Source organism: Streptomyces sp. NPDC091412, from assembly GCF_044756885.1.
Classification (GTDB): domain Bacteria; phylum Actinomycetota; class Actinomycetes; order Streptomycetales; family Streptomycetaceae; genus Streptomyces.
In genome coordinates, this window is sequence record NZ_JBIVTV010000001.1 from 602,596 (window position 1) to 623,979 (window position 21,384).

Below are 21,384 nucleotides of genomic sequence, written 5' to 3' on the forward strand. Positions count from 1 at the left end.
ACGTATATGAGTGACCGTCAGGTCACCGTTGTGCCGTCAGACCGTCAGCGCGCGGTCCGTCGGGCGGATCGGGGCCGGCAGGTCGCCGGCGCCCATGAGGTGGCGGTCGACGCCGCGGGCGGCCGAGCGGCCTTCGGCGATCGCCCACACGATGAGGGACTGGCCGCGGCCGGCGTCACCGGCGACGAAGACACCGGGCACATTGGTCCGGAAGTCCACGTCACGGGCGATGTTACCCCGCTCGTCCAGCTCCAGGCCGAACTGGTCGACCAAGCCGTTCTCCCGGTCGGTGCCGGTGAAGCCCATGGCGAGGGTGACCAGCTGGGCCGGGATCCTGCGCTCGCTGCCCGGCTTCCGGGTCGGCCTGCCGTCCACGAACTCGACCTCGGCCAGGTGCAGCCACTGCACGTTGCCGTCCTCGTCGCCCTCGAAGTGGGTCGTGGAGGCCGAGTAGATCCGCTCGCCGCCCTCCTCGTGGGCCGAGGTGACCTTGTAGAGGATCGGGAAGGTCGGCCAGGGCTGGTCGACCGGGTGCCGCTCGTCGTTCGGGCGGGGCATGATCTCCAACTGGGTGACGGAGGCCGCGCCCTGGCGGTGGGCGGTGCCCACGCAGTCCGCGCCCGTGTCACCGCCGCCGATGACGACGACGTGCTTGCCCTCCGCCGAGATCGGCGCCACCACGTAGTCGCCCTCCTGGACCTTGTTGGCCAGGGGCAGGTACTCCATCGCCTGGTGGACGCCCCCCAGTTCGCGGCCGGGGACGGGAAGGTCGCGGGCGGTGGTGGAGCCGGCGGCGATGACGACCGCGTCGTAGCGCTTCTTCAGGTCGGTGGCCTTCAGGTCGCGGCCGATCTCGACACCGGTACGGAAGCGGGTGCCCTCCGCGCGCATCTGCTCGATACGGCGGTTGATGTGCCGCTTCTCCATCTTGAACTCGGGGATGCCGTAGCGCAGGAGGCCTCCGACGCGGTCCGCGCGCTCGTAGACGGCGACCGTGTGGCCCGCCCTGGTCAACTGCTGGGCGGCGGCCAGGCCCGCCGGGCCGGAGCCGATGACCGCGACGGTCTTGCCGGACAGGCGCTCGGGGATCCGCGGGGCGACGTCGCCGCTCTCCCACGCCTTGTCGATGATCGAGACCTCGACGTTCTTGATGGTGACCGGCGGCTGGTTGATGCCGAGCACACAGGCCGACTCGCAGGGCGCCGGGCACAACCGGCCCGTGAACTCGGGGAAGTTGTTCGTCGCGTGCAGCCGCTCGGAGGCGGCGGCCCAGTCCCCGCGGTAGGCGTAGTCGTTCCACTCCGGGATCAGGTTCCCGAGCGGGCAGCCGTTGTGGCAGAACGGGATGCCGCAGTCCATGCACCGGCCGGCCTGCTTGCTGATGATCGGCAGCAGCGAGCCGGGAACGTAGACCTCGTTCCAGTCCCGCTTGCGCTCCTCGACCGGGCGGGACTCGGCGACCTCGCGGCCGTGGTTCAGAAAGCCCTTCGGGTCAGCCATGGATCGCCGCCTCCATCATCTTCTCGGTGATCTCGGTCTCGGACAGACCGGCCCGCTCGGCGGCGTCCTTGGCGGCGAGCACTGCCTTGTACGTGCTGGGGATGATCTTGCTGAAGCGCTCCACCGCGGTGTCCCACTCGGCGAGCAGCTTCTCGGCGACGGTCGAGCCCGTCTCCTCCTGGTGCCGGCGCACCACGTCGTGCAGCCACCGCCGGTCGGAGTCGTCCAGCGGCCCGACCGCGTCGGCGTTGCCGGGGTTGACGTTGTCCCGGTCGAGGTCGATGACGTAGGCGATGCCGCCGGACATGCCGGCCGCGAAGTTGCGGCCGGTCTCGCCGAGGACCACCGCGCGCCCGCCGGTCATGTACTCGCAGCCGTGGTCGCCCACGCCCTCGGAGACCACCAGCGCGCCGGAGTTGCGCACGCAGAACCGCTCACCGGTCTTGCCGCGCAGGAACATCTCGCCGCCGGTCGCGCCGTAGGCGAGGGTGTTGCCCGCGATGACGCTGTACTCGGCGAGGTGGTCGGCGGCGCGGTCCGGGCGGACCACGATCCGGCCGCCCGAAAGACCCTTGCCGACGTAGTCGTTGGCGTCGCCCTCCAGGCGCAGTGTGACGCCGCGCGGGACGAAGGCGCCGAAGGACTGGCCGGCCGAGCCGGTGAAGGTGATGTCGATGGTGTCGTCGGGCAGTCCCGCACCGCCGAACTTCTTCGTCACCTCGTGGCCGAGCATGGTGCCGACGGTGCGGTTGATGTTGCGGATGGCGACCTGGGCGCGCACCGGCTGCGCGTCGGCGGCGCCCGGCGCGGCCAGGGAGTCGGCGGCGAGCCTGATCAGCTCGTTGTCGAGCGCCTTCTCCAGGCCGTGGTCCTGGGCGGTCACCTGGTGGCGCACCGCGCCCTCGGGCAGATCGGGCACGTGGAACAGCGGCTCCAGGTCCAGGCCCTGCGCCTTCCAGTGGTCGACCGCCCGGGTCACGTCGAGGACCTCGGCGTGGCCGACGGCCTCCTCGACGGAGCGGAAGCCCAGTTCGGCGAGCAGCTGGCGGACCTCCTCGGCGATGAACCGGAAGAAGTTCACCACGTACTCGGCCTGGCCGGAGAACCGCTCGCGCAGCACCGGGTTCTGGGTGGCGATGCCGACCGGGCAGGTGTCCAGGTGGCACACGCGCATCATGACGCAGCCGGAGACGACCAGCGGAGCGGTCGCGAAGCCGAACTCCTCGGCGCCCAGCAGCGCCGCGATCACCACGTCGCGGCCGGTCTTGAGCTGACCGTCGGTCTGCACGACGATGCGGTCCCGCAGTCCGTTGAGCAGAAGCGTCTGCTGGGTCTCGGCCAGGCCCAGCTCCCAGGGGCCGCCCGCGTGCTTCAGCGAGGTCAGCGGGGAGGCACCGGTACCACCGTCGTGGCCGGAGATCAGGACCACGTCCGCGTGTGCCTTGGAGACGCCCGCGGCGACCGTGCCGACACCGACCTCGGAGACCAGCTTGACGTGGATCCGCGCCCGCGGGTTCGCGTTCTTCAGGTCGTGTATCAGCTGGGCCAGGTCCTCGATGGAATAGATGTCGTGGTGCGGCGGCGGGGAGATCAGGCCGACGCCGGGGGTCGAGTGCCGGGTCCTGGCCACCCACGGGTAGACCTTGTGGCCGGGCAGCTGGCCGCCCTCGCCGGGCTTGGCGCCCTGGGCCATCTTGATCTGGATGTCGTCGGAGTTGACGAGGTACTCGCTGGTCACCCCGAAGCGGCCGGAGGCCACCTGCTTGATGGCGGACCGGCGGGCCGGGTCGTACAGGCGGTCCGCGTCCTCGCCGCCCTCACCGGTGTTGGACTTGCCGCCCAGCTGGTTCATGGCGATGGCGAGGGTCTCGTGCGCCTCCTTGGAGATGGAGCCGTACGACATGGCACCGGTGGAGAAGCGCTTGACGATCTCGCTGACCGGCTCGACCTCCTCGACGGGGACCGGCGCGCGGCCGGAAGCGAAGCCGAACATTCCGCGCAGCGTCATCAGGCGCTCGGACTGCTCGTTCACCCGGTCCGTGTACTTCTTGAAGATGTCGTAGCGGCCGGAGCGCGTGGAGTGCTGGAGGCGGAAGACCGTCTCCGGGTCGAACAGGTGCGGCTCGCCCTCGCGGCGCCACTGGTACTCGCCGCCGATCTCCAGCGCGCGGTGCGCCGGGGCGATCCCGGAGGCCGGGTAGGCCTTGGCGTGGCGGGCGGCGACCTCCTTGGCCACGACGTCGATGCCGACGCCGCCGATCTTGGTGGCGGTGCCGTTGAAGTACTTGTCGACGAAGACCTCGTCCAGGCCGACGGCCTCGAAGACCTGGGCGCCCCGGTAGGAGGCGACGGTGGAGATGCCCATCTTGGACATGACCTTCAGCACGCCCTTGCCGAGGGCGCGGATCAGGTTGCGCAGGGCGTTCTCGGGCTCGCCGCCCGGCAGGAAGGTGCCCGCGCGGACCAGGTCCTCGACGGACTCCATCGCCAGGTACGGGTTGACCGCGGCGGCGCCGTAGCCGATCAGCAGGGCGACGTGGTGGACCTCGCGGACGTCGCCGGCCTCCACCAGCAGCCCCACGTGGGTGCGCTGCTTGGTGCGGATCAGATGGTGGTGGACGGCCGCGGTGAGCAGCAGCGACGGGATCGGGGCGTGCTCGGCGTCCGAGTGGCGGTCGGACAGGACGATCAGGCGGGCGCCGTTGCCGATGGCGGCGTCGGCCTCGGCGCAGATCTCCTCGATGCGCGCGGCCAGCGACTCGCCGCCGCCGGAGACCCGGTACAGGCCGGAGAGGGTCGCGGCCTTGAAGCCGGGCATGTCGCCGTCGGCGTTGATGTGGATGAGCTTGGCCAGCTCGTCGTTGTCGATCACCGGGAAGGGCAGGACGACGCTGCGGCAGGAGGCCGCGGTCGGCTCGAGCAGGTTGCCCTGCGGGCCGAGCGAGCTGCGCAGCGAGGTGACCAGTTCCTCGCGGATCGCGTCCAGCGGCGGGTTGGTGACCTGCGCGAACAGCTGGGTGAAGTAGTCGAAGAGCAGCCGCGGGCGCTCCGAGAGGGCCGCGATCGGCGAGTCGGTGCCCATGGAGCCGATCGGCTCGGCGCCGGTCTTGGCCATCGGCGCGAGCAGGACGCGCAGCTCCTCCTCGGTGTAGCCGAAGGTCTGCTGGCGGCGGGTGACCGAGGCGTGGGTGTGCACGATGTGCTCGCGCTCGGGCAGGTCGCCCAGATCGATCTCGCCGGCCTGGACCCACTCGGCGTAGGGCTGCTCGGCGGCGAGGGTCGCCTTGATCTCGTCGTCCTCGATGATGCGGTGCTCGGCGGTGTCGACGAGGAACATGCGGCCGGGCTGGAGCCGGCCCTTGCGGACGACCCTGGCCGGGTCGATGTCGAGCACGCCGACCTCGGAGCCGAGGACGACGAGGCCGTCGTCGGTGACCCAGTAGCGGCCGGGGCGCAGGCCGTTGCGGTCGAGCACGGCGCCGACCCGGGTGCCGTCGGTGAAGGTGACGCAGGCCGGGCCGTCCCAGGGCTCCATCATCGTGGAGTGGTACTCGTAGAAGGCGCGCCGGGCCGGGTCCATGGCGTCGTGGTTCTCCCACGCCTCCGGGATCATCATCAGCACGGAGTGCGGCAGCGAGCGGCCGCCGAGGTGGAGCAGCTCCAGGACCTCGTCGAAGGAGGCGGAGTCGGAGGCGCCCGGCGTGCACACCGGGAAGATCCGCTCCAGCGTCTCCTGGGAACCGAACAGGCCGGAGGCCAGCCGGGACTCCCGGGCGCGCATCCAGTTGCGGTTGCCCTGGACGGTGTTGATCTCGCCGTTGTGCGCGACGAAGCGGTACGGGTGCGCGAGCGGCCAGCTCGGGAAGGTGTTCGTGGAGAAGCGGGAGTGGACGAGCGCGATGGCCGAGGCGAAGCGGCGGTCTGACAGGTCCGGGAAGAAGGGCTCCAGCTGACCGGTGGTGAGCATGCCCTTGTAGACGAGGGTGCGGGCCGACAGCGACGGGAAGTAGACGCCGGCCTCGCGCTCGGCGCGCTTGCGCAGCACGAACGCCTTGCGGTCCAGGGCGATGCCCTCGCTCACGCGGTCGGTGACGAACAGCTGGCGGAAGACGGGCATGGTGGAGCGGGCGGTGGCGCCGAGCAGCTCGGGGGCGACCGGGACCTCACGCCAGCCGAGGACGGTCAGGCCCTCGTCGCCCGCGATCGCCTCGATGCGCGAGACGGTGTCCTCGGTGCCGTCCTCGGGCAGGAAGGCGATGCCGACGGCGTAGGCACCGGCCGCGGGCAGTTCGAATCCGGCCACCTCGCGCAGGAACGCGTCGGGCACCTGGGAGAGCAGACCGGCGCCGTCACCGGAGTCGGGCTCGGAGCCGGTCGCGCCGCGGTGTTCCAGGTTGCGCAGAACCGTGAGCGCCTGTTCGACCAGCGCATGGCTCGCCTCGCCGGTGAGGGTGGCCACGAAGCCGACGCCGCAGGCGTCGTGCTCGTTGCGGGGGTCGTACATACCCTGCGCGGCAGGGCGGGCATCCATGAACGACCAGTTCTGGTCGTTCGCGGGATGCTGGGACGGCTGGCGCGGCATACGCATCGGCTCTCCCGTCGTCGTCATGTGGCTGTGGGTCCCTCCCAGGCCGTTCCGGGCTCTGGGGGAGCGAGTGCCGAGGGACGACGTTGGCCCTCTGCCTGAAATGCGAAATTTCGTGCAGATTACATGATGGGGGGTTTCTCGGGAATCGGAAACTCCGTTCCAGCATGCGGGCACCGGGGGTCGCCAGGGGGTACCGCGACCTGCGGTGAAAGCTGTGGGGCGGGCGGCGGACGAGATCGGTCGGATCCATGTCCGTCGGCCCGGGGGGACAGGGAGGACGAAGTCGCCCGGCCCTGCGCATGCGCGACAGGCCTCATTGCCTGCGGGTGCTTACGGCTCATGCCCCGTGGTCACACGGCCGAAACCAACGGGTAAACAAGCGACGGCGTACTTATACGACTATCCGCATAAGTTCCAGCGCCCTATCCTACGGCGGTTCCGAACAGGGTGCCCAGGGCGTAGGTCACACCGGCGGCGGCACCACCCAGGGCGAACTGGCGCAAACCGCTGTACCACCAGGTCCGCGCCGTCACCTTGGCCACCACCGCGCCACAGGCGAAGAGCCCCAGGAGGGCGAGCAGCACGGCCGGCCACAACGCGTTGGCGCCCAGCAGGTACGGCAGCAACGGCAGAAGCGCGCCGAGCGCGAACGATCCGAACGACGACACCGCGGCGACCAGCGGGGAGGGCAGGTCGCCCGGGTCGACGCCCAGCTCCTCGCGGGCGTGTATCTCCAGGGCCTGCTCCGGGTCCTTCGACAGCTGCCGGGCCACCTCCTCGGCGAGCCCGGGTTCCACGCCGCGCGAGACGTAGAGCGCGGCCAGCTCCCGCTCCTCGTCCTCCGGGTGCTTGCGCAGCTCACGGCGCTCGACGTCCAGTTCGGCCTCGACCAGCTCGCGCTGCGAGGCGACGGAGGTGTACTCTCCGGCCGCCATGGAGAAGGCACCCGCGGCCAGGCCGGCGAGGCCGGTGAGGACAATGGCCTGCTGACCCACCGCACCGCCGGCCACACCGGTCATCAGGGCGAGGTTGGAGACCAGGCCGTCCATCGCGCCGAAGACCGCGGGACGCAGCCAGCCACCGTTCACGTCGCGGTGCGTGTGGTTGTCACGGTGCGCCTCGTGGAGCGTCGCTTCGGTGTCGATGATGGCCATGACGAGGTCCCCCTGAGAGCCGGGCAAGAACTTAGGTAAGGCTGACTTTTGGACGAGTTCTATTTTTTGACAACACAGAATCTATGCTGGAAATTTCGCCGCCGCCAGCAAGGGAAGGCTGGGCTAACCTGCGGTTTTACAACGTGACGCTCATCCGTGCCGTAGGACGCACAGATGTCGTACGGGTGATGGTGAGGTTCCCGAGGCTGCACCGGGCCCCACGCCGGGGACAGTTCCGCTGAGGGCTCCCCGCCCTGCGGGCGCCCCGAGAGGAGAGCCCGCCATGGGATCGACCATCCGCGCCCCGCAGCCCCCGGCGCCGGCTCCGGCCGCCTCGCGTGAACGGGCACGCGGCACGCTGCTCGGCCTCGCCGTCGGAGACGCGCTCGGGGCGCCCGCGGAGAATCTGAAGCCGTCCGAGATCCGCGCCCGCTGGGGCCGGATCACCGGCTACGTCACCGACCGGCCGGCCGGCACGGACGACACCGAGTACGCCATCTTCTCCGGGCTGCTGCTGGCCCGGCACGGCCATGCGCTCACGCCCGCCCTGGTGGAGGCCGCCTGGCACGAGTTCATCGCCGACCGCGCCGAGGGTCCCTTCCACGGGGCCGGGTTCAGCGAGCGGGGCACCCTGGAGAACCTGCGCCGGGGGCTGGCCGCCCCCATCTCCGCCCAGCACCGGCACGCCTGGAGCGACGGGCTCGCCATGCGGGCGGCGCCGTTCGGGGTGTTCGCCGCCGGGCGGCCCGCCGAGGCGGCCCGGCTGGTGGCGATCGACGGCTCGGTCAGCCACGAGGGCGAGGGCATCCACGGCGGCCGGGCGGTGGCCGCCGGGGTCGCGGCGGCGATGGCGGGCGCGCCGCCGGTCGCGGTCGTGGCCGCCGCCCTCGCCGTCGTGCCCGACGACTCCTGGACGGCCCGCTCGCTGCGCCGGGCCACGGCCGCGGCCCACCGCGGCGAACGCGCGGTCCGCTCCGCGGTGGTCATCGGCGGCTATCCCTGGACCGACCTGGCCCCCGAAGCGGTCGCCCTCGCCTTCGGCGCGTACGCCGCCGCCGACGGCGACTTCCGCGAGGCGGTCCTCACCGCCGTCAACATGGGCCGCGACGCCGACACCACGGCGGCGGTCTCGGGCGCGCTGGCCGGCGCGACGCAGGGCCTCTCGGCCATTCCGGACGAGTGGGCGAGGGCCATCGGCCCCGCCCGGGGCAGCTGCCTGCCGTCGATGGCGGGCCGGCACGTACTGGACGTGGCGGACCTGCTGGTGAGCGCCTCCACCGGCCTCCCCCGGCACGAAGCCCCCGTACGACATGAGGCACTCCCCGTTCCGGACCGGTCGGCGTACGCGCTCAGCGCCGGAGAAGAGGAGCCACAGCCGTGAACCACCGAACGGGGCCCGCCGCGGACACCCCGGAGCACCCGGCCACGTGCGGTCACCCCGCCGCAGCGACGACGGATCACCCGGCCCGGAACGGTCATCCGCCGACGACACGACGCCCGCACGCTTGGCACGGCCATGCACCCACCAGCGACGAAGGCGAGACGCAACCATGAGCCGCCGGACCGACGAGCCGACGGCCGATCCCCCGGCACGGAACAGCCACCCGCCGGTGACGGCAAGCCCGCACGCCCGGCACAACCACGCTCCACGAAGACAAGGCACAGCCATGAGCCGCCCGACCAGGAAGCCGGTGCGCAGCGGCCGCCCGCCGGTGACGGCAAGCCCGCACGCCCGGCACAGTCACGCGCCCGCCGAACGTGAGGCGCAGCCGTGACGCGGCGGGTCGAGGGGCTGTTGCTGGGGCTGGCCGCCGGGGACGCCGCAGGGTGGCCCGCCGCGCGGCATCGGGCCGCTCGGATGCCGGAGTGGACCCGGCGGCTCACCCGGGAGCTGGACACGTTCGCCGAGCTGAACGCGACGACGACGCTGCCCGTGCCCATCGCGCTCAACCAGCCTCCGGAGCCGCTGCGCCTCGGCCCCTCCGACGACGCCGAGTGGGCGGTGTTCGCCGCGGAGGCCCTGCTGCGGGCGGGGGACGACGGGGCGCTCGGCGACCTCGGCCGGGAGCGGCGTATCCGGGCCGCGATCGACCTGACCTGGAACGCCGTCGCCGGCGAGGTCGCGGCGGCGGCCGAACGCGCCCCCGAGGTCGAGTCGGCGGTGCTTCCGCTGCGCGCCCGTATCTCCGTCCGGGCGGGGCTCGGCAACCTGGCGACCGGACTGCGCCCGCCCGCCAGCGGACACGACAACCCGCACTACTTCGACGACGCCGCCTGCGTACGGGCCTGTGTGCTGGCCACGGCCCACCCGGGCGACCCCCGGTGCGCCGCCGAACTGGCCGAGTTCGACGCCCGGTACACCCAGGACGGCGACGGCGTCCACGGAGCCCGCGCGATGGCGGCGGCACTCGCCGAGGCGCTGGCGGGCGCGGACGTCGGGGCGTGCGTCACCGCGGCGCTGGCCGAACTGCCCGAGCGGACGGAGATCGGCCGCAACGCCCGGCACGCGCTGCGCCTGGCCCGGGACACCGAGGGCGCGTTCGCGCTCGTCCCGCTCCTTGAGCACCGGATCGTCGACCACGTCTACAGCTACGGCGTCGCCGCCGCCGAGACGGTTCCGGTCGCCCTCGCCCTGGCCACGGCGGCGGACGGCCGGATCGCCGAGGCGCTTCCGGCGGCGGCCTGCCTGTCCCGGGTCGCCGACTCCGCCCCGGCGCTGGCGGGCGCGCTGACCGGCGCGCTGGGCGGCGGCGCGGCGATCCCGGCGTCCTGGCGGGAGGCCTGCCGCACCCTGTCCGGCTGCGTGCTGCCCCGCCTCACCGGCACCGACCTCGTGGAACTCGCCGAACTCCTGGAAGCCGCACAACCGGCCCCTCCAGGAGGATGATTCCGGGCATGACGCCCAAAGGAGAACAGAGCCGAGGCGTGGTCCGGGACGCGGACCTGGAGGAGCGGATCGCCGGCGCGCTCGTGGGAGCGGCCGTGGGCGACGCGCTCGGCGGCCCCGTCGAGGGCTACTCCCCCGACCAGATCCTCGAGCGCCACGGCGGCCGCGTGCACGGCGTCGTCGGCCCCTGGCACGGCGAGCGGTGGCGCACCGCCCGCCCCATCGCCCCGTACCACAAGGGCGACGGCCACGTCACCGACGACACCTTGATGACGCACGCCCTGGTGCGGGTGTACGCACGCGTCCGCGACCACCTCGACGCCTACGCGATCGCCGACCACCTGGTGCCCGACCTGATGACGAACCCGCGCTGGATCCCGGAACTCCAGGCGGAGGCGCTGCCGCTGCACCGGGTCTTCCTGGCGGAGAAGTGGCTCGTGGCACGGCTGCACTACGGCCACGTCGACCCGCGCGAGGCCGGCACCGGAAACATCGTCAACTGCGGTGCCGCGATGTACATGGCGCCGGTGGGCCTGGTCAACGCGGCCAATCCGGCGGCCGCTTACGCCGAGGCCCTGGACATCGCGGGCGCCCACCAGTCGTCCTACGGCAGGGAGGCGGCGGCCGTCCTGGCGGCCGGGGTGGCGGCGGCGTGCGCGCCGGGGGCGAGCCCGGACTCGGTGGTGACGGCGTGCCTGTCGCTGGCGAAGGACGGTACCCGCGCCGCGATCGAGCGGGTCTGCGAAGTGGCCCGCGGCGGCACGGACTTCGAGTCGGCGCTGGGCCCGCTGCGGGAGGCGGTGGCGCCGTACGACACGGTCGGGCCGGACTACCGGAACCCGTCCCTGGGCGCCCGCCGCCCCTCCCGACTGCACGCGATCGAGGAACTGCCCATCGCGCTCGGCATGTTGACCGTGGCGCGCGGCGACTTCCGGCAGGCCGTTCTCGGCGCGGTGAACTACGGCCGCGACTGCGACTCCATCGCGACGATGGCCGGGGCGCTGGCGGGGGCGCTGGGCTCGCCCGTCCCGGAGGACTGGGCGAAGAAGGTGGCCGAGGCCAGCCGCCTGGACCTGTGGGAACCGGCCCGCACGCTGGCCGGGGTGACCCGGGAGGTCTTCGAGAAGGACGTACGGCGGCGGCGCGCCCACGAGCGGGCGTTCGCCGGAATGGGAGGCCCGGAATGCTCCGAGTGACCTGGGTCCAGCCGGAGGACCTGCTCGGCCACGAGTTGCGCCAGGCGGTGCAGGACGGCCGCGAACCGTCGGCGATCGCCGCCCGCTGGCGCGCGGCGGGCGGACCCGAGGCGCCGGCCCGCGCGGGCGCGTCCCCGGGTCGCGCCTCCCGCTACCTGCGCCTCCTGGCGGAGGACCTCCTGGACGAACTGGCCGAACTGCCCAGCCGGCTGGCGGACGCGGAACCGACGGACCTGGCCGCGATCAAGGCCCTGTGCCCGGCCTGGCCCGGGCAGCCGGGCGCCCCCGCGCCCTCGGGGACCGCCGAGCGCCTGGAGGCCGCCTGGCTCGGCCGGGCCGCCGGCTGCCTGCTCGGCAAACCCGTGGAGAAGCTGCCCCTCACCGGCATCCGCCAACTCGCCCGGGCCACCGGCAACTGGCCACTGAGCACCTGGTTCACGGGCAAGGGCGTACCAGGGGACCTGGCCGCCGCGTACCCCTGGAACCGCCGCTCGGCGGCCGGCTCCCTGGCCGAGAACATCGACGGCATGCCCGAGGACGACGACCTCAACTACCCCCTGCTCAACCTCCTCCTGCTGCAACGCCACGGGAAGCGGTTCACGACCACCGACACCGCCCGCCTCTGGCTGGACGAACTCCCCGCGGGCCGCACCTTCACCGCCGAACGCGTCGCCTACCGCAATCTGCTGCTCGGCATCGAACCCCCGCTGACCGCCCGGCACCGCAACCCCTTCCGCGAGTGGACCGGCGCTCTGATCCGCGCCGACATGCACGGCTGGACCAACACCGGCGACCCGGCGGCCGCGGCCGCGCAGGTCCACCGCGACGCCACCCTCACCCACACCGCGAACGGCGTCTACGCCGCGATGTTCGCCGCCGCCGTCATCGCCACCGCGGCGGCCGGAACCCACGACGTCCACACCTGCCTGGCCACCGGCCTGACCGTCGTGCCGCCCGCCTCCCGGCTCGCCCGCGCCGTGCGCCACGGCGTCCAACTCGCGGAAACCCATGAGGACTTCGACACGGTCGTGGACGAACTCCACGCCACCCACGCCGACTGCCACTGGGTGCACGCCGTCCCCAACACCGCGCTGATCGCCGCCGCCCTGACCCACGCCGACGGCGACTTCACCGGCTCCGTCTGCCGCGCCGTCTCCGGCGGCTGGGACACCGACTCGAACGGTGCCACGGCCGGCGGTGTCGCGGCCCTCCTCGCCGGTTCCCCGAACGCGCTGCCCGACCGCTGGACGGCGCCGCTCAAGAACCGGCTGGCCACATCGGTGGGCGACTTCGACGGCACCGGCTTCGACACCCTGGCCCACCTCACGCACCTGGAGGCGTCCCGCCCCATGAGCGACATCGACCGGCCCGCCTCATGACCGCGTCCCACGACGCCGCGCCCGACGCCTCCGGGCCGCTCGCCGGTCTGCGCGTGCTCGACCTCGCCACCCTCTTCGCCGGACCCATCGCCGCCACCATGCTCGGTGACTTCGGCGCCGAGGTGATCAAGGTGGAACACCCGGTCAAACCGGACCCGTCCCGGGGCCACGGGCCGTCGAAGGACGGGGTCGGCCTGTGGTGGAAACTGCTCGGCCGGAACAAGCACACCATCACGCTGGACCTGTCGAAACCCGGTGGCCGCCGCACCCTGCTGCGGCTGGCCGCCACCGCCGACGTGATCGTGGAGAACTTCCGGCCCGGCACCCTGGAGAAGTGGGAGCTCGGCTGGCCGGAGCTGTCGGCGGCCAATCCGCGCCTGGTGCTGGCCCGGGTCACCGGGTTCGGACAGTTCGGCCCGCACGCCGCCCGGCCCGGGTTCGGCACCCTGGCGGAGGCACTGAGCGGGTTCGCCGCGATCACCGGCGAGCCGGACGCGCCGCCGACGCTCCCGCCGTTCGGGCTCGCCGACTCGATCGCGGGCCTGGCCACGGCGTACGCGGTGATGACCGCGCTCGCGGCGCGGGAGCGCACCGGGGCCGGCCAAATCGTGGACATGGCGATCATCGAGCCGATCCTGACCGTCCTCGGCCCGCAGCCCCTGTGGTACGACCAGCTCGGCTACGTCCAGCCCCGCACCGGCAACCGCACCCGGAACAACGCCCCGCGCAACACCTACCGCACCCGTGACGGCACCTGGGTGGCGGTCTCCACCTCGGCGCAGTCGGTCGCGGAACGCGTGATGCGGCTGGTGGGCCGCCCCGAGCTGATCGACGAGCCCTGGTTCGCGACCGGCGCGGAGCGGGCCGCGCACGCCGACGTGCTCGACGAGGCGGTGGGCGGCTGGATCGCCCGGCACACCCGCACCGAGGTCCTGGCCGCCTTCGAGAAGGCCCAGGCGGCGATCGCCCCGATCCAGGACGTACGGGACGTGATGGCCGACCCGCAGTACCGGGCCCTCGGCACCCTCACCACGCTGCACGATCCGGAACTCGGCCGGATGCGTATGCAGAACGTCCTCTTCCGGCTCTCCGCCACCCCGGGCGCGATCCGCTGGGCGGGCCGCCCGCACGGCGCCGACACGGACGCGGTCCTGACCGAACTCGGCCTCACCCCGGAGGAACTGGCCGCGCTGCGTGCGGAGGGCGCCCTGTGACGGCGACCGCCTTCTGCCCGCTCACCTGGCTGTACGCCCCCGGTGACCGACCGCACGTCGTGGCCAAGGCCCTGGCCTCGGGCGCGGACGTGGTGGTCGTCGACCTGGAGGACGCGGTCGCCCCGGACCGCAAGGAGTACGCCCGCGCGGCCACCGCCGAGTTGCTGACCGAGCCGCCGCCGGTCCCGGTGCACGTACGGATCAACGCGGTCGACGGGCCGCTGGCCGCCGCGGACCTGACGGCCGTGGCCCCCCGGCCGGGTCTGGCCGGGCTGCGGCTGCCGAAGGTGACGTGCGCCGGGCAGGTCGCCCGGGTCGCGGCGCGGACGGAGGCCGTACAGGGCCCGCCGCCGGCGGACGGCTCGGGGCCCCCGCTGTACGCCCTCCTGGAGACCGCGCTGGCCATCGAGCGCGCCTACGCCATCGCCTCCGCGCATCCCTCGCTGCGCGGCGTCTCGATCGGCGAGGCCGACCTCCGCGCCGACCTGGGCGTACGGCAGGACTCCGGTCTGGACTGGTGCCGCGCCCGGGTCGTCGTGGCCGCCCGCGCGGCCGGCCTCGCCCCGCCGCCGCAGTCCGTCCACCCCGACATCCGGGACCTGGAGGGTCTGGCGGCCTCCTGCGCGCACGGCCGCGCCCTGGGCTTCCTCGGCCGCGCCGCCATCCATCCGCGCCAGCTCCCGATCATCGAGCGCGCCTATCTGCCGACCGACCGGGAGCTCGAGGAGGCCGAGACGGTCATCAAGGCGGCCACCGCGGACCAGGGCGCGCAGGCCCTCCCCGACGGCCGCTTCATCGACGCGGCGGTGGTGGCGGCGGCCCGGCGCACCCTCGCGCTGGCCCGGCGGTGCTGACACGACGAGGGCGCCCCCGTGATCCGGGGGCGCCCTTGTCCACATGCGGCTTTCGAGGGGCGTCAGGGTCGGTCGTCGGTCCGGAAGCGGGAAACCCCTCGTCCGTCGTGACCGGCTGTCCCCCGATCGGGTGCGGCGCGGCGCCGGAGCACCTCGAACACGGTGCCGGGCAGCAGCAGGCCGACCGGGAACCACAGGGCCAGAACACCATTCGGCCCGGCGGTCACGCCCCGTGAGTTCGGCAGACCGGCTCCGCTACGAGCGGGGCTTCTGCTGCTTCTCCCCTGACATCACTGGAGCCTCATCAGCCACTGCGTCCTGACCGGACGTGGACGTTTCCTTGCCCGCGGTCTCCGGAGCGTCCTTGTCCAGTACGACGGGACCCTCCGCGCCTGCGCCCTCTTCCGCGTCCTGCGTGCCGCCGTCCGTGGCGTCCGAGGCGTCCGGCTCGACGGTCTCTTCCCGGCCGGGCCGGAGCCGGGCCGAGAGGACCATGTAGACCACGGCCGCGATGAAGACGATCAACGCGGTCCAGTTGTTCAGCCGCAGGCCCAGGATGTGGTGGGCCTCGTCGACCCGCATGTACTCGATCCAGAACCGGCCCGCGCAGTACGCGGCGACGTACAGGGCGAACGCCCTTCCGTGACCCATCTTGAACCGGCGGTCCGCCCAGAACACCAGCAGCGCGACGCCGACGCACCACAGCGACTCGTACAGGAACGTCGGGTGGTAGTACCCCGGCACCCGGCCGTCCGCCGAGGACGTGATGTGCAGGGCCCACGGAAGGTCCGTCTCCCGCCCGTACAGCTCCTGGTTGAACCAGTTGCCCCAGCGCCCGAACGCCTGCGCGATCGCCAGGCCGGGAGCCACGGCGTCGGCATACGGCGGCAGCGCGATACCCCGGCGCCGGCAGCCGATCCAGGCACCGAGCGCGCCCAGCGCGACGGCTCCCCAGATACCGAGTCCGCCTTCCCAGATCTTGAAGGCGTTGACCCAGTTCCGGCCTTCACCGAAATAGAGTTCGTAGTCGGTGATCACGTGGTAAAGGCGACCGCCCAGCAGGCCGAACGGGACGGCCCAGACGGCGATGTCCCAGGCGGTGCCCTTCTTACCGCCACGCGCGACCCACCGGCGGTCGACGATCCAGAGGGCGACGAAGAGACCGACGAGGATGCTGAAGGCATAGCCGCGCAGCGGAATGGGACCGAGGTACAGCACACCGCGCGACGGGCTGGGGATGTAGGCAAGTTCCATGGCAGGGTCGACGCTACCGCAGCCGGAGCGGGGCCAAGGCAAGCAGCCGGGCTACGGGTCCATAACGGGCGGCTCGTGCCTCACTCATTTGCGGTCGGCCGCCTCCACCATCTGCTTCAGCTTCGCCGGGGTCATCGTCTGGTCCTGGAGGATGTTCTTCCCGTTCAGCAGGACGGTCGGGGTGCCCGAGAAGCCGCCGGCCTGGAAGGCCTGGTTGGACTTGTCGACCCAGCTGTCGTGCGTGCCGTTCCGGACGCACTTGTCGAAGGCCGGGGTGTTCAGGCCGCTCACCTTGCCCGCGAGCTGGATGAGCTTGCCGTTGTCGGCGAAGGCGTCGTCGGACTCCTTGGGCTGGTTCCGGTAGAGCACGTCGTGGTAGGCGGGGAACTTGCCGGCGTCCTGCGCGCAGGCCGCCGCGTTGGCCGAGCGCAGGGAGCCGGTGCCCCCGAGGTTGCCGTCGATCAGTCTGACCAGGTGGTATTCGACTTTGAGCTTGCCGGCGTCGGCCAGCTCGTGGACCGTCGGCCGGTACATCGCCTCGAAGGCCTGGCAGGCCGGGCAGCGGAAGTCCTCCCACACGGTGAGCGTCGACTTGGCTCCGTCCCGGCCGACGGGGATCGCCAGGCTGTCCTTGCCCCGCGCGCCGGAGGGCGCCACGACCGGGCCCGCGCTGCTGCTCTTGTGCTTGCCGGAGTTGGCGGCCACCACTCCGATCACCGCCGCCAGGCCCAGAACGCACACGACGGTCGCGGCCACGATCAGCGTGCGCCGTCGCCTCTCCGCGGTCTTCTGCTTCTCGCGCTCGGCCGCCAGCCGCTGCCGGGCGATGCGCTTTCCCTGATGGTTCTTCTCGCTCACACCCCCCTGAACGAACCGGGGAGGCGCATTGCGCCTCCCCGGTGCCAGGACCACCCGTTCGGGCGATCGCAGGATGTGCCGCAGCCCGCCGTCAGGCCTGCCCGCGCACCCCGCTCGCCAGCTCGCCCGCGAGGGCGCGGACGGCCTCGAGGCCGGCCGCCGGGTCCGGGGCCTGCAGCATCCGCTTGACGAAGGCCGAACCGACGATCACGCCGTCGGCGAAGCCGGCGACCTCGGCCGCCTGGGCACGGTTGGAGACGCCGAGGCCGACGCAGACGGGCAGGCCGCTACCGGTGGCCCGGGTGCGTTCCACCAGGTCCTGGGCCTGCGTGCCCACCGACTCACGGGTGCCGGTGACACCCATCAGGGAGGCGGCGTAGACGAATCCGGAGCCGGCCGCGGTGATCTCGGCGAGCCGCTCGTCCCTGCTGCTGGGCGCGACGACGAACACCGTCGCCAGGCCGTGCTTCTCGGCGTGCTCCCGCCACAGGGCCGACTCCTGGACCGGCAGGTCCGGCAGGATGCAGCCGGCGCCGCCCGCCTCGGCGAGCTCCGCGGTGAACCGCTCGACGCCGTAGCGGTCGACCGGGTTCCAGTACGTCATGACGAGCACCGGCTTGCCGGTGGCCGCGTGGGCCTCCTTCACCGTCCGCATCACGTCCGCGATCCTGACGCCGCCGCGCAGCGCGATGTCGTCCGCGGTCTGGATGACCGGACCGTCCAGGACCGGGTCGCTGTGCGGCAGCCCGACCTCGACGACGTCGGCGCCGCCGTCGAATACGGCCTTGATCGCCTCGATGCCGCCGTCCACGGTCGGGAACCCGGCCGGCAGGTAGGCGATGAGAGCGGACCGGCCCTCCGCCTTGGCGGCGGCCAGGGTGTCGGCCAGCAGCCGGCCCTGTCCACCGGTCGATGCAGTCCCGCTCACTTGGCGTCCCCCTCGATCTCGGCGGTGTCGGCTTCGTCGGCGGCCACCTCGGCGTCGGTGTCGTACAGGCCGAAGTAGCGGGCGGCGGTGTCCATGTCCTTGTCGCCGCGGCCGGAGAGGTTGACCACGATCAGTCCGTCCTCGCCCAGTTCCCGGCCCACTTCCAGGGCGCCGGCCAGCGCGTGCGCGCTCTCGATCGCCGGGATGATGCCCTCGGTCCGCGACAGCAGGCGCAGCGCCTGCATGGCCGCGTCGTCGGTGATCGCGCGGTACTCGCCGCGGCCGGAGTCCTTGAGGTAGGAGTGCTCGGGGCCGATGCCCGGGTAGTCGAGGCCGGCGGAGATGGAGTACGGCTCGGTGATCTGGCCCTCGTCGTCCTGGAGGACGTAGGAGCGGGAGCCGTGCAGGATGCCGGGCTCGCCCGCGGTCAGGGTGGCCGCGTGCTCGCCGCTCTCGATGCCGTGCCCGGCGGGCTCGCACCCGATGAGGCGGACGCCGGTGTCCGGGATGAAGGCGTGGAAGAGGCCGATGGCGTTGGAGCCGCCGCCGACACAGGCGACGGCCGCGTCGGGCAGGCGCCCGGCGCGCTCCAGCAGCTGGCGGCGCGCCTCGACGCCGATGACCCGGTGGAAGTCGCGGACCATGGCCGGGAAGGGGTGCGGTCCTGCGACCGTCCCGAACAGGTAGTGGGTGTGGTCGACGTTGGCGACCCAGTCGCGGAACGCCTCGTTGATGGCGTCCTTCAGGGTGCGGCTGCCGGACTTCACGGCGACGACCTCGGCGCCGAGCATGCGCATCCGGGCCACGTTCAGGGCCTGCCGCTCCGTGTCGATCTCACCCATGTAGATCGTGCACTGGAGACCGAAGAGCGCGCAGGCGGTGGCGGTGGCGACGCCGTGCTGTCCTGCGCCGGTCTCGGCGATCACCCGGGTCTTGCCCATCCGCTTGGTGAGCAGGGCCTGGCCGAGCACGTTGTTGATCTTGTGGGAGCCGGTGTGGTTGAGGTCCTCGCGCTTGAGGAACACGCGGGCGCCGCCGGCGTGCTCGGCGAAGCGGGGCACCTCGGTGAGGGCGCTGGGGCGGCCGGTGTAGTGGGCGAGCAGGTCGTCGAGCTCGCGGGCGAACTCGGGGTCGGCCTTGGCCTTGTCGTACTCGACGGCGACCTCGTCCACGGCGGCGACGAGCGCCTCCGGGATGAACTTGCCGCCGAACGCGCCGAAGTAGCCCTCGGCGCTCGGCACCTGGCCCTCCGGGTCGGGAATGAAGAACTCGCTGGGCATGCGGATACCTCACAGGGGCGTCTGCCCCGGGATCGGTGGGTCTGAGGGTCACGGTGGTCGCGTGCGCGTGCCGTGCTCCGGGTGTGCGGGCACGGGCGTCAGCGGGCGGGCCACTCGGCCGGCGGGCGGACCGCGGTCGCGGTACGGCGGCACGGGCCGGGAGCGGCGGAGACGGGGCGACCGGCCCGGGGCCGGACGACGCGGCTCAGCTCACCGCTGGTGGCGCGCACGCGGGCGACGCCATCGCATGCCGTTGACCTGGCCCGGTTCGTCACCGATGACGTACCGCACCCTGCGGCCGTGCACACGGCGTGCGGGCGCGCGGCAGCCACGGGGCCGGCAGCCGCGCGCGAGGCGGGCGTACGGGTCCCGGAAGGGTTCGGCGATCGGGAGGGTCATCGGGGCACACTCTACCGGCGTACGGCCACTCGGGTGAGCGGCTCGCTCAGCTCCGCCCGTGCCGCAGCGCCGGGTGCGCCCCGGCCGCCACCAGGTCGGCGACCGCCGTCTTCGGGTCGCGGCCGGTGACGAGGGACTCGCCGACCAGGACCGCGTCGGCGCCGGCGTTGGCGTAGGCGATGAGGTCGTGCGGGCCGCGCACGCCGGACTCGGCGATCTTGACGAGACCGTCCGGGATCTCCGGGGCCACCCGCTCGAAGGTGTCGCGGTCGACCTCGAGCGTCTTCAGGTTGCGCGCGTTGACGCCGATCACCTTGGCGCCCGCGTCCACCGCGCGCTCGACCTCCTCCTCGTCGTGGACCTCGACGAGCGGGGTGAGTCCGATGGACACCGCGCGCTCGATCAGCGACTCCAGGGCCGGCTGGTCCAGGGCGGCGACGATCAGCAGGGCGAGGTCGGCGCCGTAGGCCCGGGCCTCCCACAGCTGGTACGAGGTGACGATGAAGTCCTTGCGCAGGACCGGGATGTCCACGCGCGCGCGGACCGCCTCCAGGTCGGCCAGCGAGCCGCCGAAGCGGCGCTGCTCGGTCAGCACCGAGATGACGGAGGCGCCGCCCGCCTCGTAGTCCGCGGCGAGCCCGGCCGGGTCGGCGATCGCGGCCAGGGCGCCCTTGGACGGGCTGGAGCGCTTGACCTCGCAGATCACCTTGACGCCGTCGCCGCGCAGCGCGGCGGCCCCGTCCTTGGCCGCGGGTGCCTTCGCCGCGCGCTCCTTGAGCTCGTCGAGGCTGACGCGCGCCTGCCGCTCCGAAAGGTCGGCACGGACTCCGTCGATGATCTCGTCGAGCACACTCACGCGAGCGGCCCCCTTCCAGACGGTGGACTGTTCCAGCGGGTCGAACGGCCTCCGGCGGTCCGCCGCGAACCGATCAGGCGGATGGAACCGGTGGTTACTGCGATGGTATCCGGAGGCGGGCGCCGACCTCGCATCCGGTGGACGGCGGTCCCACTACCTGGACATACCGGGCCCGATCAAGGATGGAGCCAGCCACCGAACGGCAGGTTCCGGACAACGGTGAACACCAGCAGCAGGGCGCCGAGGCTCCACAGGTGCGCCGTCCCGAGTACGAGGCGCGGCGGCCGCCCGCGCACGGCGCGCAGGACCCACAGCGTCCACACCACGGCGAAGACCGGATAGCCCACGGCGGCCAGGGCGTTGTCGTGCAGGGCCGTCACGAAGTCGCCGTGGACGAAGGCGTGGGCGCTGCGCAGCCCGCCGCAGCCGGGGCAGTAGAGACCGGCGTAGCGCAGCAGGGGGCAGACCGGGTAGTGGCCGGGCTGGTTGGGGTCCACGGCCCCGACGTAGGCGAAGGCGCCGACGACGGCGGTCAGGACCCCGGCCGGGACCGCGAGCCGCCTGAGCACGGCCGTGGCGTGCGGGGAAACGGCGGTGGCGACCTGGGTGCGCCGCGGGCGGGGTATGGGCGTCCGGCCGCGCGTCACCCTTCGGCTGTCGGGATTCACGCCTCGCATTCTGCCCCGGACCGGTCACACACGCGCGAGGGGCGGCACCGGGCCGCCCCCTGGGCTGTCGAGTGGTACGGGTCCGCCCCGTGCGGGCCTCAGCTCTCGGCGCGGGCCGGCTCGCGCGGGCCGACCTGGTGCACCGGGTGCTCGTTCTTCTGGCCGAGGCCCATCATGCGCATGATGCCGCCGACGACGCCGCCGGCCAGCACGATCCCCATGCCGGCCCAGAAGCCGACCGGCTGGGCCATCACCATGAAGGCGCCCGCGACGCAGAAACCGATGAAGGCGATGATGACACCGGTCCAGGCGGCCGGGGTGTGACCGTGGCTGCTGCCCGCCATGACTTGCTCCTCGTTGCTGTGTTCT

17 protein-coding genes are annotated in these 21,384 nt (G+C 72.8%); 6 read left to right on the plus strand and 11 right to left on the minus strand.

Annotated elements, in window-relative coordinates; genetic code table 11:
* Positions 1–36: 36 nt before the first annotated feature.
* From ACIQMV_RS02740 to ACIQMV_RS02750, 3 genes are all read right to left on the minus strand, one after another.
* Positions 37–1,500, minus strand: coding sequence for a glutamate synthase subunit beta (locus tag ACIQMV_RS02740; protein ID WP_402590601.1), 1,464 nt, complete (start codon positions 1,498–1,500; stop codon positions 37–39).
* Complete coding sequence (gltB, locus tag ACIQMV_RS02745; RefSeq protein ID WP_402590972.1) at positions 1,493–6,004, minus strand: glutamate synthase large subunit; 4,512 nt, start codon at positions 6,002–6,004, stop codon at positions 1,493–1,495. The genes ACIQMV_RS02740 and gltB overlap by 8 nt, the downstream gene beginning before the upstream one ends.
* 506 nt (positions 6,005–6,510) lie before the next feature.
* The gene (locus tag ACIQMV_RS02750; RefSeq protein ID WP_141361851.1) at positions 6,511–7,242 is read right to left on the minus strand and encodes a VIT1/CCC1 transporter family protein; all 732 of its coding nucleotides are present in this window, start codon (positions 7,240–7,242) and stop codon (positions 6,511–6,513) included.
* A gap of 283 nt (positions 7,243–7,525) precedes the next feature.
* Here ACIQMV_RS02750 and ACIQMV_RS02755 point away from each other — a divergent pair, with 283 nt between their 5' ends.
* The 6 genes from ACIQMV_RS02755 (at position 7,526) to ACIQMV_RS02780 (ending at position 14,772) form a co-directional block, all read left to right on the plus strand.
* Entirely contained in the window at positions 7,526–8,623 is a 1,098-nt protein-coding gene (locus ACIQMV_RS02755) for an ADP-ribosylglycohydrolase family protein (protein ID WP_402590603.1), read from the plus strand.
* Between the two features lie 390 nt (positions 8,624–9,013).
* Entirely contained in the window at positions 9,014–10,129 is a 1,116-nt protein-coding gene (locus ACIQMV_RS02760; protein WP_402590605.1) for an ADP-ribosylglycohydrolase family protein, read from the plus strand.
* An 8-nt stretch (positions 10,130–10,137) separates the two neighbouring features.
* Entirely contained in the window at positions 10,138–11,325 is a 1,188-nt protein-coding gene (locus tag ACIQMV_RS02765) for an ADP-ribosylglycohydrolase family protein (protein ID WP_402590607.1), read from the plus strand.
* The gene (locus tag ACIQMV_RS02770; protein WP_402590609.1) at positions 11,313–12,704 is read left to right on the plus strand and encodes an ADP-ribosylglycohydrolase family protein; all 1,392 of its coding nucleotides are present in this window, start codon (positions 11,313–11,315) and stop codon (positions 12,702–12,704) included. Before ACIQMV_RS02765 ends, ACIQMV_RS02770 begins: the two co-directional genes overlap by 13 nt.
* A complete protein-coding gene (locus tag ACIQMV_RS02775) occupies positions 12,701–13,918 on the plus strand; it encodes a CaiB/BaiF CoA transferase family protein (protein WP_402590611.1) in 1,218 nt (405 codons plus the stop codon). Before ACIQMV_RS02770 ends, ACIQMV_RS02775 begins: the two co-directional genes overlap by 4 nt.
* Positions 13,915–14,772 (plus strand): HpcH/HpaI aldolase/citrate lyase family protein, encoded by an 858-nt coding sequence (locus ACIQMV_RS02780; protein WP_402590613.1) that lies wholly within the window; start codon positions 13,915–13,917, stop codon positions 14,770–14,772. Before ACIQMV_RS02775 ends, ACIQMV_RS02780 begins: the two co-directional genes overlap by 4 nt.
* Before the next feature lie 255 nt (positions 14,773–15,027).
* Here the strand turns inward: ACIQMV_RS02780 and lgt are convergent, their stop codons facing one another.
* The 8 genes from lgt to ACIQMV_RS02820 form a co-directional block, all read right to left on the minus strand.
* Complete coding sequence (gene lgt, locus ACIQMV_RS02785; RefSeq protein WP_141361837.1) at positions 15,028–16,026, minus strand: prolipoprotein diacylglyceryl transferase; 999 nt, start codon at positions 16,024–16,026, stop codon at positions 15,028–15,030.
* Positions 16,027–16,110: 84 nt separating this feature from the next.
* Positions 16,111–16,884 (minus strand): DsbA family protein, encoded by a 774-nt coding sequence (locus tag ACIQMV_RS02790; protein ID WP_402590616.1) that lies wholly within the window; start codon positions 16,882–16,884, stop codon positions 16,111–16,113.
* Between the two features lie 91 nt (positions 16,885–16,975).
* Entirely contained in the window at positions 16,976–17,812 is an 837-nt protein-coding gene (gene trpA, locus ACIQMV_RS02795) for a tryptophan synthase subunit alpha (RefSeq protein WP_141361833.1), read from the minus strand.
* On the minus strand, positions 17,809–19,092 hold the full coding sequence (gene trpB / locus ACIQMV_RS02800) for a tryptophan synthase subunit beta (RefSeq protein WP_141361831.1): 1,284 nt from the start codon (positions 19,090–19,092) through the stop codon (positions 17,809–17,811). The genes trpA and trpB overlap by 4 nt, the downstream gene beginning before the upstream one ends.
* A 210-nt stretch (positions 19,093–19,302) precedes the next feature.
* Positions 19,303–19,491, minus strand: a complete 189-nt coding sequence (gene trpM, locus ACIQMV_RS02805) for a tryptophan biosynthesis modulator TrpM (protein WP_141361829.1) — start codon at positions 19,489–19,491, stop codon at positions 19,303–19,305.
* Between the two features lie 46 nt (positions 19,492–19,537).
* Entirely contained in the window at positions 19,538–20,347 is an 810-nt protein-coding gene (trpC, locus tag ACIQMV_RS02810; RefSeq protein WP_141361827.1) for an indole-3-glycerol phosphate synthase TrpC, read from the minus strand.
* Positions 20,348–20,523: 176 nt separating this feature from the next.
* On the minus strand, positions 20,524–21,024 hold the full coding sequence (locus ACIQMV_RS02815) for a DUF2752 domain-containing protein (RefSeq protein ID WP_402590619.1): 501 nt from the start codon (positions 21,022–21,024) through the stop codon (positions 20,524–20,526).
* An 89-nt stretch (positions 21,025–21,113) separates the two neighbouring features.
* Entirely contained in the window at positions 21,114–21,359 is a 246-nt protein-coding gene (locus ACIQMV_RS02820; protein WP_141361823.1) for an HGxxPAAW family protein, read from the minus strand.
* Positions 21,360–21,384 lie beyond the last annotated feature (25 nt).